Origin of the sequence: Micromonospora halotolerans, from assembly GCF_032108445.1 — a bacterium.
GTDB classification, from domain to species: Bacteria; Actinomycetota; Actinomycetes; order Mycobacteriales; family Micromonosporaceae; genus Micromonospora; species Micromonospora halotolerans.
Window position 1 is genome coordinate 2,561,767 of the sequence record NZ_CP134876.1, and the last position, 12,181, is coordinate 2,573,947.

14 protein-coding genes are annotated in these 12,181 nt (G+C 72.2%); 4 read left to right on the top strand and 10 right to left on the bottom strand.

Annotated features, from left to right (window positions below):
- Window positions 1-32 precede the first annotated feature (32 nt).
- From RMN56_RS12150 to RMN56_RS12165, 4 genes are all read right to left on the bottom strand, one after another.
- Window positions 33-1,013 carry a UDP-glucuronic acid decarboxylase family protein gene (locus tag RMN56_RS12150; protein ID WP_313723902.1) on the bottom strand — a complete coding sequence of 327 codons (981 nt, stop codon included), beginning with the start codon at window positions 1,011-1,013 and terminating at the stop codon, window positions 33-35.
- Window positions 1,014-1,085: 72 nt separating this feature from the next.
- Complete coding sequence (locus tag RMN56_RS12155; protein WP_313723903.1) at window positions 1,086-2,759, bottom strand: monocarboxylic acid transporter; 1,674 nt, start codon at window positions 2,757-2,759, stop codon at window positions 1,086-1,088.
- Window positions 2,737-3,105: a DUF485 domain-containing protein gene (locus RMN56_RS12160; protein ID WP_313723904.1), complete on the bottom strand. Its 369-nt coding sequence runs from the start codon at window positions 3,103-3,105 to the stop codon at window positions 2,737-2,739. The genes RMN56_RS12155 and RMN56_RS12160 overlap by 23 nt, the downstream gene beginning before the upstream one ends.
- A gap of 158 nt (window positions 3,106-3,263) precedes the next feature.
- Window positions 3,264-3,902 carry a flavin reductase family protein gene (locus tag RMN56_RS12165; RefSeq protein WP_376787319.1) on the bottom strand — a complete coding sequence of 213 codons (639 nt, stop codon included), beginning with the start codon at window positions 3,900-3,902 and terminating at the stop codon, window positions 3,264-3,266.
- A gap of 387 nt (window positions 3,903-4,289) precedes the next feature.
- Here RMN56_RS12165 and RMN56_RS12170 point away from each other — a divergent pair, with 387 nt between their 5' ends.
- Genes RMN56_RS12170 through RMN56_RS12180 form a run of 3 tightly spaced genes read left to right on the top strand, consistent with a single transcriptional unit; the run spans window position 4,290 to window position 5,543 of the window.
- Window positions 4,290-5,075 (top strand): helix-turn-helix domain-containing protein, encoded by a 786-nt coding sequence (locus tag RMN56_RS12170; protein ID WP_313723905.1) that lies wholly within the window; start codon window positions 4,290-4,292, stop codon window positions 5,073-5,075.
- Complete coding sequence (locus tag RMN56_RS12175) at window positions 5,072-5,266, top strand: DUF397 domain-containing protein (protein ID WP_313723906.1); 195 nt, start codon at window positions 5,072-5,074, stop codon at window positions 5,264-5,266. The genes RMN56_RS12170 and RMN56_RS12175 overlap by 4 nt, the downstream gene beginning before the upstream one ends.
- Before the next feature lie 19 nt (window positions 5,267-5,285).
- On the top strand, window positions 5,286-5,543 hold the full coding sequence (locus tag RMN56_RS12180) for a hypothetical protein (protein ID WP_313723907.1): 258 nt from the start codon (window positions 5,286-5,288) through the stop codon (window positions 5,541-5,543).
- Between the two features lie 47 nt (window positions 5,544-5,590).
- Here RMN56_RS12180 and RMN56_RS12185 read toward each other — a convergent pair whose 3' ends face one another.
- The 5 genes from RMN56_RS12185 to RMN56_RS12205 form a co-directional block, all read right to left on the bottom strand.
- On the bottom strand, window positions 5,591-6,079 hold the full coding sequence (locus RMN56_RS12185) for an SRPBCC family protein (RefSeq protein WP_313723908.1): 489 nt from the start codon (window positions 6,077-6,079) through the stop codon (window positions 5,591-5,593).
- On the bottom strand, window positions 6,079-7,776 hold the full coding sequence (locus tag RMN56_RS12190) for an ABC transporter permease (RefSeq protein WP_313723909.1): 1,698 nt from the start codon (window positions 7,774-7,776) through the stop codon (window positions 6,079-6,081). Before RMN56_RS12190 ends, RMN56_RS12185 begins: the two co-directional genes overlap by 1 nt.
- Entirely contained in the window at window positions 7,761-8,525 is a 765-nt protein-coding gene (locus RMN56_RS12195; RefSeq protein ID WP_313723910.1) for an ABC transporter ATP-binding protein, read from the bottom strand. Before RMN56_RS12195 ends, RMN56_RS12190 begins: the two co-directional genes overlap by 16 nt.
- Before the next feature lie 85 nt (window positions 8,526-8,610).
- Complete coding sequence (locus RMN56_RS12200) at window positions 8,611-10,251, bottom strand: sodium/solute symporter (protein ID WP_313723911.1); 1,641 nt, start codon at window positions 10,249-10,251, stop codon at window positions 8,611-8,613.
- Complete coding sequence (locus RMN56_RS12205) at window positions 10,251-10,697, bottom strand: hypothetical protein (RefSeq protein ID WP_313723912.1); 447 nt, start codon at window positions 10,695-10,697, stop codon at window positions 10,251-10,253. The genes RMN56_RS12200 and RMN56_RS12205 overlap by 1 nt, the downstream gene beginning before the upstream one ends.
- A gap of 170 nt (window positions 10,698-10,867) precedes the next feature.
- Between RMN56_RS12205 and RMN56_RS12210 the strand changes: the two genes are divergently transcribed.
- Window positions 10,868-11,416, top strand: a complete 549-nt coding sequence (locus tag RMN56_RS12210) for a Uma2 family endonuclease (protein ID WP_313723913.1) — start codon at window positions 10,868-10,870, stop codon at window positions 11,414-11,416.
- A gap of 38 nt (window positions 11,417-11,454) precedes the next feature.
- Here RMN56_RS12210 and RMN56_RS12215 read toward each other — a convergent pair whose 3' ends face one another.
- Window positions 11,455-12,117, bottom strand: coding sequence for a DUF5701 family protein (locus RMN56_RS12215; protein ID WP_313723914.1), 663 nt, complete (start codon window positions 12,115-12,117; stop codon window positions 11,455-11,457).
- Between the last annotated feature and the right edge of the window lie 64 nt (window positions 12,118-12,181).

Sequence of the window (12,181 nt, forward strand, 5' to 3'; positions counted from 1 at the left end):
GCAGCCGGGTGTCAGCCTCCTCCCAGGGGGACTCAGTACCCTAGCCGGCCGCGGAAGTACTCGATCGTGCGCCGGAGGCCGTCTTCGGGCGTCACGGTCGGCTCGTATCCCAGCAGCTCACGGGCGAGCGTCAGATCGGGACGCCGCATCTCCGGATCGTCGGCGGCGCGGGTGATGTAGCTCACCTCGGAGCTGCTTCCGGTCAGTGACACGATCGTCTCGGCCAGTTGCCGCATCGACATCTCGTGCTCGGTGCCGCAGTTGATCGGACCGCTCTCGGTCGAGTCGAGCAGCAGCAGGATGCCCCGCACCAGGTCGTCGACGTAGCAGATCGACCGGGTCTGGTCGCCGGTGCCGTGCACGGTGATCGGCTCGCCGCGCAGCGCCTGGGAGATGAAGGTCGGGATGGCCCGGCCGTCGTCGGGCCGCATCCGCGGGCCGTACGTGTTGAAGATCCGGACGATCGCGGTGTCGGTGCCCCGGCTGCGGTGGTAGGCCATGGTGGCCGCCTCCGAGAAGCGCTTGGCCTCGTCGTAGACGCTCCGGATGCCGATGGGGTTGACGTTGCCCCAGTAGGTCTCGCGCTGCGGGTGCTCCTTCGGGTCCCCGTACGCCTCGGAGGTGGAGGCCATCAGGAACCGGGCGCCGTCGGCGGTGGCCCGCTCCAGCAGGTGCAGGGTGGCCACCGAGCCGACCCGCAGGATCTCCACCGGCAGCTTCTCGAAGTCGGTGGGGCTGGCCGGGGAGGCCATGTGCAGGATCCCGTCGAACCGCTCGGCCATGGCCGGGTGGTCGGTCGGCAGGCCCTCGGAGATGTCCGCCTCGATCAGCGTGAAGGTCGGCTTCTCGAGGAGGTGGGCGATGTTGTCCTTGGAGCCGGTGACGAAGTTGTCCAGCACCACGACCGTGCAGCCGCGCTCGATGAGCCGGTCGACCAGGTGCGACGGGACGAAGCCGGCGCCGCCGGTGACGAGGATGCGATGTCCGGAGCCGAAGCGGGGAGCGACCTTCATGCCGGCCAGCCTACTCAAGCCGGTGGGCCGGAGCCGTCGTCGGCTCCGGCCCACCGGGGGTGGGGGGTGTGGTCAGTGCGCGCCGGCGCCGGTGACCGAGCGCACCTCCAGCTCGGCGTACTTCTCCTCGTCGTGCTCCTTCGACAACAGGGTGCCGATCCAGCCGCAGAGGAAGCCGATCGGGATCGAGATGATGCCCGGGTTCGACAGCGGGAACCAGTGCCAGTCGTGGTCGGGGAACATGGCCGTCTGCACCCCGGAGACCACCGGGGAGAAGAAGACCAGCACCACGGCGGCGATCAGGCCACCGTAGATCGCCCAGACCGCGCCCGAGGTGTTGAACCGCTTCCAGAACAGGCTGTAGAGGATCGCGGGCAGGTTGCCCGAGGCGGCGACCGCGAAGGCCAGCGCCACCAGGAACGCCACGTTGAGGTTCTGCGCGAAGATCGACAGCACGATGGAGATCGCGCCGATCACCAGGGCGGAGATCCGGGCGACGTTCACCTCCTGCCGCTCGGACGCCTCGCCGTTGCGCACCACGTTGGCGTAGAAGTCGTGCGCCAGGCTGGACGAGGAGGCCAGGGTGAGCCCGGCGACCACCGCCAGGATCGTGGCGAAGGCGACCGCCGCGATGATCGCCAGCAGTGTCGCCCCGCCCAGGTCCCCGCCGAAGAAGTCCTTGCCGAGCGCCTCGGCGAGCTGCGGGGCGGCCGTGTTGCCCGCCTTGTCCTGCGCGGTGATCGCCTGGCCGCCGACCAGGGCCGCCGCGCCGAAGCCGAGGGCGAGGGTGAGCAGGTAGAAGGTGCCGATGATGCCGATGGCCCAGAGCACGCTCTTCCGGGCCGCCTTCGCGGTCGGCACGGTGTAGAAGCGGATCAGGATGTGCGGCAGGCCGGCGGTGCCGAGCACCAGCGCGATGCCCAGCGAGAGCAGGTCCATCTTGCTGTAGAAGGTCTTCAGCGCGTCGCCGGGTGTCTCCACGCCGTAGCGCAACCCGGGTTCGAGGAAGGACGCGCCCTTGCCGGACTGCTTGGCGGCGTCACCCAGCAGCGAGGACAGGTTGAACTTGTAGTGCGCCAGCACCAGCAGGGTCATGACGACCGCACCGGTCATCAGCAGGAACGCCTTGACGATCTGGACGTACGTGGTGCCCTTCATCCCGCCGACCGTGACGTAGATGATCATCAGGGCGCCGACCAGGATGATGGTGGCCACCTTGGCGGTGCCCGCGTCCATGCCCAGGAAGGTGGTGCCCGGCTTGATGCCGAGCAGCAGGGCGACCAGCGCGCCCGCGCCGACCATCTGCGCCAGCAGGTAGAAGATCGACACCGTGATGGTGGAGACCGCCGCCGCGGTCCGCACCGGACGCTGGCGCATCCGGAACGCCAGCACGTCGGCCATCGTGTACCGGCCGGAGTTGCGCAGCAGTTCGGCGACGAGCAGCAGCGCCACCAGCCAGGCGACCAGGAAGCCGATCGAGTAGAGGAAGCCGTCGTAGCCGTACAGGGCGATGAGGCCGGCGATGCCCAGGAAGGACGCGGCCGACATGTAGTCGCCGCCGATGGCCATGCCGTTCTGGAACCCGGAGAAGGACCGGCCGCCGGCGTAGAAGTCGGTGGCGGTCTTGGTCTGCCGGCTGGCCCAGACCGTGATGGCCAGCGTGATCGCCACGAAGATCAGGAAGAGCGTGATCGTCAGGTTCCGGGCGGTGGTGCTGCCCGCCTCAGCCGCGAGGACCGTGTTCATGGCTCACCTCCCCCATCTCGGCGCGGATCCGGTCGGCGACCGGGTCGATCTTCCGATCGGCGAACCGCGAGTAGAGCCAGGCGATCACGAACGTGGAGACGAACTGGAGGAGGCCGAAGACCAGGGCGACGTTGATGTTGCCGACCAGCTTCGTGCCCATGAAACCCCGCGCGTACGCGGAGAGGATGACGTAGAGCGCGTACCACAGGAAGAACGCGACGGTCATCGGGAAGATGAAGCCGCGCAGCGCGCGCCGCAACCCGGCGAACTCGTCCGACCGCTGGACGGCGAGGTACCGTTCCGCCGCCGACTCGGCGGGTGCGGACGCGGGTGTGTCCGTGGACATCTGTGGATCACCACCTTGCAGGCGTGGGGAGTTTTCGCGCACGGTAGAGAGCGCGCTCCCCGCCGGGGAAGGCTCGGATCGGCCGTGGTCGACGCCTGCGCCGAACGGTGGTCCGGCTGCGCCGAGTGACTCAGGTCACTCCGCTCAGCGGTCGGTGGTCAGTCGGCCAGCCCCCGGTAACGGCCCCGGTAGTGCAGCAGCGGCGCGGTCTCCTCGGCCAGGTCGACCGCCTCGATGACGGCCTCGACCAGCAGGCCCCAGCCGTACTCGCGGGCGGTGTCGAGCCGGCATCCGGCCCACCCGCCGGCGTCCGCGGGCACCGGCCCGTAGGGGGTGTCGGTCCAGGAGTCGAGGGCGAAGAGGCCGCCGGGGGACGGGAAGAGGCCGGCGAACCGGTCGGCGAGCTGCCGGTGCTGGGGGCCGAGTGGCGCGACCGCGAACCGGCCCGCCTCCTCGACCGCCGCCCACAGGTCCGACTCCGGGTCGACCAGCCCGAGCAGCCGGTCCGGCTCCCCCTCGGCCACCAGGGTTGACGAGACGGTCAGGCCGGCCGGGCCGGGCGCGGTCCAGAGCGTCACCGGGGCGGCCAGCCGGCCACGCAGCCGGCGGACCGGCGAGCGCTGCCCGGCCGGCACGGCGAACGGGTCGGTGTGATGGATCTCGGCGCCCGGATCATGATTCACGTGAAACATTGTGCCGCCCCGGCGCCGCGCCCAGACGAGGAAGCGCTGGTGCAGGTCCCGGGCTCGCGGAAGTTGCTCGGCGGCCTCCGCCATGAGCCGCCCCAGGTAGAGCATCAGCGCGGTCCGATCGTGCCGGTACTCGGTCAGCAGCGCGAGCCGCGCCGGCTGGCACGGCCAGTGCGCCCCGCACACTCGGCACCGCCACGACGGCCGCATGGCGACGTGCGCCGCGCCCGGCCTCGTCCAGATCTTGGACGCATTCGGCCCCCTGAGGGGCCACTTCCGACCAAGATCTCGGCGGTCGTTGCTCATCAGCGCCTCCCCGGATAGGGGTCGCCCCGGCCGGGGGATGGCCGGGGCGACCTGCCGCAGGACCGGCCGCCGGGTCGTCGCCTCCACCAGCCGGGCCGCGCCTCTCCACCCTGGACTCGGCGGGGTCGGCGCGGGAGGATGCCAGGGCTTACTACAGAGCGCGATCACGTACTTACCGGGGACGTAAGGATGGACATCGAGATGTGGATCCGGGCGCTCAAGGCCGCCCGGGCCGGAGCGGACGTCTCCCAGGAGGGGCTAGCCACGCTGATCAGGTGGAGCCCCTCCACCGTGGCCGCCATCGAGACTGGGCGACGTCGGCCGACCATGGAGTTCGCCGTCGCCGCCGACGAGGCCCTCGGCACCGGCGGCCTCCTCACCAGCCTGCTGACGGCGGGTGAGGAGAACAGCGGGCCAGCCTGGTTCGAGTCCTGGCCCGGGCACGAGGAGCGGGCGACGCGGCTGTGTTACTTCGAGCCGTGTCTGGTCCCTGGCCTCCTGCAAACGGAGGAGTATGCCCGGGCGGTCGCCTCGGCCGGCGGCCTGTACCGGAGTGATCGCGTGGAGGAGTTGGTAAGCCTCCGCATGAGTCGGCAACGTCTGCTCCACCGGGAGAATCCGCCCGAGTGTGTGTTCGTTATCGACGAGAGTGCTCTGCGACGACCTGTCGGGGGACCGGCGGCCATGGACCGGCAACTCGGTTGGTTGCTCGAAGCGGCCGAGTTGCCCTCTGTGCGGCTGCACGTCCTGCCGCTCGATGTGGGCGCACATGTCTCGATGGGCGGTGGTTTCGTGCTCGCGGAGCTACCCGGACAGGACCGGCTGCTCTGCCTCGACAACGCCGCTCGGGGCCAGATCGCCGACTATCCGGAGTGGATAGGCTTGGTGCAGCGCAAGTGGGAGCATCTTCTCGGCGAGGCGCTCAGCGAAAGTGCTTCCCTCGACCTGATCAACAAGCTGAAGGTGACGCCATGACGAGTGTCGCGCCGCACTGGCGCAAGTCGCTCCGGTCAGCCAATGAGGGCAACTGCGTCGAGGTGGCGGGCAATCTGCCCGGGGTGGTGCTGGTCCGGGACAGCAAGGATCCGGCCGGGCCGACGCTCGCCTTCACCCCGGACTCCTGGCGCCGCCTGCTCGCGAGCCTCGGGCGGCCCGGGCTCGACTGAGGGCCCTACCCTGCCGGGCATGTCTGTCGTCCCACCCCAGAAGCTCGCCCAGGAACGCGTCGTCAGCGCCGACGCCATCCTCGGCGGTCAGGTCGACCTGCGCGCCTACCCGCACCGGCACCTCGTGGTCACCGCGAAGCACGCCTGGGGGCGGAGCGGGTTCCAGCCGCTCATGGAGGCGGTCGAGCACCTGTCCCACTACGGCTGGGAGCTGGTCAACGTGACCAGCGTCGGCGACGGTCACCACCTCTACGCGGTCATGCGCCGCGCGGCCTGACCCCCGGATCTTGGACAGTTTCCGGTCGGGGCGCCCAAGACCTCCGGCTACGCGGCGAGGGAACGGCGGGCGGCGTCCAGCACCTCCGGGTCGGCGCAGCCGGCGGCGTACCCGGCGATCCGGCGGCGGATGTCCCGGCCGAGCAGCCACACCCCGATCCGGTCGGCGACCGGGCGCAGGAACGCGGGCCGGCACCGGAAGTTGTACCGCCAGGTGGCCACGGTCGTGCCCGGCTCGGGGCCGGGCGCGAACCGCCACCCGCCGCCGAACCGCTCGAAGAACCACGGCCCGCGCACCATCTTCATGCCCACGTTGGTCGGCGGCGCCCACGAGACGTACTCGCTGACCATGACGAGGCCGTGCCGGGACCGGGTGAAGGTGCGCACGCCCTTGCCGGGGCGGGTCGCCCCGTCGACGAAGTGCTGCTCCCGGACGAAGGGATCCCAGCGGTAGCGGACCGGCGCCACGGTCTGCGACACCGCGAAGGCCAGCTCCGGTGGGACCGGAACGGTGGTCACCGCCTCGACGACCGGCATCAGCGCCTCGGCGTGACGGCGGCCAGCAGTTCCGGCTGGCGGCGGTCCAGCGCGTCCCCGGCCAGGTACGCGCCGAGCAGCGCGGCGCCCAGCCCGTACGCGAGACCGACCGGCAGGGCCAGCCAGAGCCAGACGTCGCCGAGCAGCGCGGCGGCCACCACCAGCGGCACGGCGGCCGCGGCGGTGGCCAGCATGGACAGCAGGGTGTACAAACTCTTCGCCATCCCGGCGCCGGTGTTCATGGCGAACGGGTTGCTCGTCTCCGGCAGCGAGTAGCCGCCGAGCACCGAGACGGTCGCGTTGATCGCCAGCCCGCAGCCGTACGCGGCGAACAGCGCGCCGGCCATCACACCGACCCAGCCGGGCCGCCCGAGCACCACGGCCAGCACCACGGAGACCCCGCCGAGGATCGGCACCACGTAGAGCGAGAACGCGACCATCCGGGCCCGCAGCTCCACCCGCCCCGGCACGCCCGCCACCACGTTGGCCGCGTACGCGCTGCCGTCGAAACCGAACTGGTTGGCCACGGTCACCGCGGCGAGCACCCCGACGAAGAGCATCGAGACGCTGACCAGCACGGGCGACGAGTTGGCGGTGGCCTCGCCGAACGCCGCCCCGCCTTCGGTGACCAGCTGGGAGCCGCCCAGGTTGACCATCACCGGCACGAAGATGCCGACCACCGCCACGGTGATCAGGTTGGCCCGCCGCCGGGCGTCGCGCCACCAGTAGCGGCACTCCCGGGCGACCAGCGCGCCGAACCGGTCCCGCCGGGCCCAGCCGACGGCCCGGGGGAAGAGCTGCGCGACCGCCGCGCCGGCCACCGCGCCGCGTCGGTCCCGGGACGGCCCGGCGCTCGCCGCGCCCACCATGGCCGACTCCAGGGACCCCGACCACCACAGCAGGAGTACGCCGATCGCCGCCGCGCCGATCAGCAGCTTCAACACGGCCGCCCCGGCCTGCCCCTCGGCCACGTCGACGCCGGCCGTCCAGGGCGCCCCGAACGGCGTCCAGCCGACCACCCGGGCCACGCCGGTGAGCCGATCCCAGTCGGCCTGCTTCACCGCGCCGATCACCAGCAGTTGCAGCGGGCCGAGCAGTGCGGCGACCACCGCGAGCAGCACGGCGGCCAGGTCCCGCACCCGGCGGGAGCGGAGCATGGTGGCGAAGGCGCTGGTCACCGCCCGGGCGGCGGCCACACAGAGCAGCACGCCGAGGAGCACCCCGAGCACCTCGACCAGCGCGGCGGACCAGCCCCCCAGGCTGCCGGCGGTGACCACCAGCCCGGTGACCGCGACCAGTGTCGCCAGCACGGGCACGCTGACCAGGGCGGCCGCGAAGAGGCCGGTGACGAGGGTGCGGCGGGAGAGCGGGAGCAGCGCGAACCGGGCCGGGTCCAGCGTCTCGTCCACGCCGAAGAACACCAGCGGCAACAACAGCCAGCCGAGGGTCAGGAGGCCACCACCGAAGGCGGCGGTCAACAGCGCGTAGCGGGACTCGCCGGCCAGGCCGGGCGCGGCCAGCAGGAAGAAGCCCCCGGCGGCGAACCAGAGCCCGAACAGCACGCCGCCCACGAACAGCGCGACCCGCCAGGCCTGACCGCGGAAGTTGTTGCGCAGCACCCGCAGCTTGAGCCGGACGAAGTGCCGGGGCGAGACGGCCCGGGTCGGCCGCTCGGCGGCGGTCACCGGGACAGCCACGACAGCTCCTCGCCCGTCGCGGTCCGCCCGCCGACCACCTCGACGAAGACCTCCTCCAGCGACCGCTCGCCGCGCACCTCGGTGAGCGTGCCGACCCGCATGATCCGGCCGTCGGCCAGGATCGCCACGTGCGAGCAGAGCCGCTCGACGACCTCCATGACGTGGCTGGAGAAGATGACCGTGCCGCCGCCGACCACGTAGCGGTGCAGGATGTCCCGGATCAGGGCCGCGGAGACCGGGTCGACCGCCTCGAACGGCTCGTCCAGCACCAGCAGCCGGGGGCCGTGCAGCAGCGCGCAGGCCAGGCCGATCTTCTTCTTCATGCCGGCCGAGTAGTCGACCACCAGGGTGCGGCCGGCGTCGGTGAGTGCCAGCACGTCGAGCAGTTCCGCCGCCCGCTGGTCGACCACCGCCGGGTCCATGCCGCGCAGCAGCCCGTGGTAGGCCAGCAGCTCGGCCCCGGTGAGCCGGTCGAAGAGGCGCACGCCGTCGGGCATCACGCCGAGCAGGCCCTTGGCGCGCACCGGATCGGCCCAGACGTCGTACCCGAGCACCCGGGCCTGGCCGGCGTCGGGCCGCAGCAGGCCGACGGCCATGGAGAGGGTGGTGGTCTTGCCGGCCCCGTTCGGGCCCAGCAGCCCGTAGAACGAGCCGGTCGGCACGTCGAGGTCGACGCCGGCGACCGCGACCTTGGTGTCGAACCGCTTGGCCAGGCCACGGAGGGACAGCGCCGGGTGCTGATCGGTCATGGCACCGACCGTAGCCCGCCCCGGCCAGCGTCAGATCCGGCCAGAGGAGGATCTTCCCGTCCCCCTTGAGCCGTACCCCCAGCCGCTAGAGGCGCAGCGTCTCCGGGGTGTGCAGGCGGAGCATCGTGACGCCGACGTCGCGCGGCAGCCGCCGCCGGGTGGCCATGGACACCGCCACCATCACGGTGAACGCGAGCGGCACCGTCCACGCGGCCGGCTGGGTGGTCAGCGTGGCCGGCCAGCCGGACAGCGGCGGCCCGAGCACGGTGAGCAGCACCGCGCCGATCGCGGCGCCCCCGCCGACCAGCACCCCGGCGGCGGCGCCCAGGTCGGTCAGGCCGCGCCACCAGATGCCCAGCACGAGCAGCGGGCAGAAGCTCGACGCGGCGACCGCGAAGGCCAGCCCGACCACCTGGGAGACGTCCAGCCCGGAGACGTTCAGCGCGAGCACCGCCGGCACCCCGCCGGCGATCACCGTGGCCAGCCGGAAGCCGCGCACCGAGCCGCGGCCGAGCACGTCGGTGGAGATGACCCCGGCCACGCTGGTGAGCAGGCCGGACGAGGTGGAGAGGAACGCCGCGAACGCTCCCGCGGCGACCAGCGCGGCGAGCAGCCGGCCGGTGGTGCCGTCGCCCAGCGCCGCACCGGGCAGCAGCACCACCACGGCGTCGGTCTGGCCGGTGACCAGCAGTTGCGGCGTGTAGACCCGGCCCAGCACGCCGTAGATCGTGGGCAGCAGGTAGAAGACGCCGACCAGGGCCAGCACCACCAGCGTGGTGCGCCGGGCGGCGGCACCGTCGGGGTTGGTGTAGAAGCGCACGAGCACGTGCGGCAACCCCATGGTGCCGAGGAAGGTGGCCAGGATCAGCGAGTACGTCCCGAACAGGCCCCGGTCGTCGTCGCCGGCCGTGTCGGGCAGCAGCCAGTCGGTGGCGGCGGTGGCCGCGCCGGAGACCTCGGGCACCGGGTCACCGGCGGCGAAGTCGAGACGGTCGCCGGGGCGTACCTCCCGGGTGTCGCCGTCGGGCAGGGTGAGCGTCGCGCGGTGCTCCACCACGACGGTGGTCGCGGTCCGGAACGCCGGCCCGTCGGGCGGGGTCACCGCCGGGCGGGCGTCGGCCTGCCACTGCAACGCCAGGAAGATCGCGGGTACGGCGAGCGCGGTGAGCTTCAACCAGTACTGGAAGGCCTGCACGAAGGTGATCGCCCGCATCCCGCCCAGCGCCACGTTCGCGGTCACCACGACGGCGACCAGCAGCGCGCCCACCGGGTAGGGCGAGCCGGCCACCGTGGCCAGGGTCAGCCCGGCGCCCTGGAGCTGCGGCACCAGGTAGAGCCAGCCGATGAAGATCACGAAGACGGTGGCCAGCTTCCGCAGCCGCCGCGAGCCGAGCCGGACCTCGCAGAAGTCGGGCAGGGTGAACGCCCCGGAACGGCGCAGCGGGGCGGCCACGAAGAGCAGCAGCGCCAGGTAGCCGGCTGCGAAGCCCACCGGGTACCAGAGGACGTCGACGCCGTACTTGAGGATCAGCCCGGCCACGCCCAGGAAGCTCGCCGCCGACAGGTATTCCCCGCCGATCGCGGCGGCGTTCCAGGTCGGGCTGACCGCCCGCGAGGCGACCAGGAAGTCGGAGGTGGTCCGGGCCAGCCGCAGCCCGTAGAAGCCGATCCCGACGGTGACCAGGGTGACCGCCACGATCGCGGGGACCATGTAGCCGTTGCCCATCAGCGCTCCGGCCGCTGGACCAGGTCGGTGAAGTCCTGCTCGTTGCGTTCCGCCAGCCGCACGTACGCCCACCCGACCCCGATCAGGAACGGGAAGGCGGCCACCCCGAGCAGCAGCCAGGGCAGGTTGACGCCGAGCACGGTGACCCGGCCCACCGAGGGCGCGATGGCGAAGAGCCAGGGCAGCCCGCCCAGCCCGATCAGCACCAGGAGGCTCAGCCGCAGGGCGAGCGAGAGCTGGGCCCGCATGAGGCCCTGCACGAGCGTCTCGCCGACCCGGGTCTGCTGGGTCAGCTCGGAGCGGGTGTGCTCGGCGCGGCTGCGCGGGCGGGCGACCTCGGCCAGCACGACGCGGGTCCGCCGGGGTGGCTGCGGGGCGCGCGGGGCGGGGACCGGAGCCGACCCGTCGGGCCGCCCCGGAACGTCGTGCTCCTCCGCTCCGGTCATCCCCGGCAGTCTCGCCTGATCAGCGGGAATGTCAAGAGCGCCGGGGACGGCCCTGTGGACAACGTGTGGACAACGCTTCACTCCTGTGGACAACCCGGTGGATGACGGCCGCCTCGTTGTGGATGACGGAGGGGGATGTCAGGGTGAGCCGGTAGAGAGGAGGTGTGACGGTGACCAACCCAGCTCATCCTGGCGGCGGCGTCTGGACGGTCGACGACCTCCAGGATCTGCCGGAGGACGGCCAGGACTACGAGATCTTCGACGGGAGCCTGCTCGTGTCCCCCCACGCGGACGTCTTCCACGGCGCGATCGCCAACCGTCTCCGCCGCCTCCTCGACCGGCAGGCCCCTCCCGGCCTGCTCGTCGGGCAGGACATCGGGGTCAGCGCGAAGCGCTCCTCCTACTTCGTCCCGGATCTCTTCGTGGCCCGCGAGGACGCCCTCGACCGTGGCGGGCCCGCACTGGCCCCGGCCGACGTGCTCCTCGTGGTCGAGGTGGTCTCGCCCGGCAACGCCGGGCGAGACCTGGTCCTCAAGCGGCACGAGTACGGCGTGGCCGGCATCCCCCGCTACTGGCTCGTGGAGCCCCGGAAGCAGACCCTCACCGTGCTGGAGCAGGCCGGCGGGGCCTACCGGGAGGCAGCCGTGGTCGCCGGGACAGGCGTCCTCCGGGCCGACCAGCCGTTCCCGCTCGTGCTGCCCGTCGGCGACATCTTCTGAGGGGCGTCGGCGCGGCCCACCGCGCCGACGCCCTGCGATCACGGCAGGCCGACTCGGACCGGGTCGGCGGTGGCGGAGCCGAGCCAGGTGTGCGGGTTGCCGAACCAGCACCAGCCCAGCTTCGGCGCGCCCTGGCTGATCCAGAGCGCCGGCACCCGCTTGTCCCCGCAGCGGGAGCCGACCAGCGAGAAGCACCGGTTGCTGGCCAGCGCCGGCGGGTGCAGGGTGACGAAGGCGAGGCCCTCGTCGATGGTGATCGGCAGCCGGCCCTGGGCGGACATGTCCGCCAGGGCCGTCGAGGGCGGCAGGTTCCGGTACTCCTCGCCCCGGTCGACGTCGAAGAGCAGGTACGCGGGCCCGGGCGGCACCTCCAGCTCCTTGATCGGGTCGAACGTCGGCAGGTCGTCGGCGGGGAAGTTCCGGTCGAGGATGCCCGTCTTCCGCTTCCCGTCGAGCGTGGTCAGCGCGATGCGCTCCTGGACGGGCACCAGTTCGCGCGTGGTCACCAGCAGGAAGGGCACCCGTCCGTCGGTGGGCGCGGCCAGGTCGGCGGCCCCGGTGACGGCCGCCGCGCGCAGGGGGGTGAGCAGGTCGCGGAAGGCCTGCTCGGTCAGCCCGGCCAGGGCCGGGTAGCCGAGCTGCACCAGTCGGTCGAGTTGCCTGTCGAATTCGGTCGCGGCGTCGTAGCGGCTGTCGGGCATGGGGCCTCCACTCTGTCGTACGGCGTCCCGTACAGCGTACGACAAGGGGCGCGTATTCCCCGCC

What these genes read in the sequence shown, in the direction of transcription:
- RMN56_RS12150 (WP_313723902.1), bottom strand. Translation starts at nt 1,013, where the DNA reads ATGAAGGTCGCTCCCCGCTTCGGCTCCGGACATCGCATCCTCGTCACC.
- RMN56_RS12155 (WP_313723903.1), bottom strand. Translation starts at nt 2,759, where the DNA reads ATGAACACGGTCCTCGCGGCTGAGGCGGGCAGCACCACCGCCCGGAAC.
- RMN56_RS12160 (WP_313723904.1), bottom strand. Translation starts at nt 3,105, where the DNA reads ATGTCCACGGACACACCCGCGTCCGCACCCGCCGAGTCGGCGGCGGAA.
- RMN56_RS12165 (WP_376787319.1), bottom strand. Translation starts at nt 3,902, where the DNA reads ATGCTCTACCTGGGGCGGCTCATGGCGGAGGCCGCCGAGCAACTTCCG.
- RMN56_RS12170 (WP_313723905.1), top strand. Translation starts at nt 4,290, where the DNA reads ATGGACATCGAGATGTGGATCCGGGCGCTCAAGGCCGCCCGGGCCGGA.
- RMN56_RS12175 (WP_313723906.1), top strand. Translation starts at nt 5,072, where the DNA reads ATGACGAGTGTCGCGCCGCACTGGCGCAAGTCGCTCCGGTCAGCCAAT.
- RMN56_RS12180 (WP_313723907.1), top strand. Translation starts at nt 5,286, where the DNA reads ATGTCTGTCGTCCCACCCCAGAAGCTCGCCCAGGAACGCGTCGTCAGC.
- RMN56_RS12185 (WP_313723908.1), bottom strand. Translation starts at nt 6,079, where the DNA reads ATGCCGGTCGTCGAGGCGGTGACCACCGTTCCGGTCCCACCGGAGCTG.
- RMN56_RS12195 (WP_313723910.1), bottom strand. Translation starts at nt 8,525, where the DNA reads ATGACCGATCAGCACCCGGCGCTGTCCCTCCGTGGCCTGGCCAAGCGG.
- RMN56_RS12200 (WP_313723911.1), bottom strand. Translation starts at nt 10,251, where the DNA reads ATGGGCAACGGCTACATGGTCCCCGCGATCGTGGCGGTCACCCTGGTC.
- RMN56_RS12205 (WP_313723912.1), bottom strand. Translation starts at nt 10,697, where the DNA reads ATGACCGGAGCGGAGGAGCACGACGTTCCGGGGCGGCCCGACGGGTCG.
- RMN56_RS12215 (WP_313723914.1), bottom strand. Translation starts at nt 12,117, where the DNA reads ATGCCCGACAGCCGCTACGACGCCGCGACCGAATTCGACAGGCAACTC.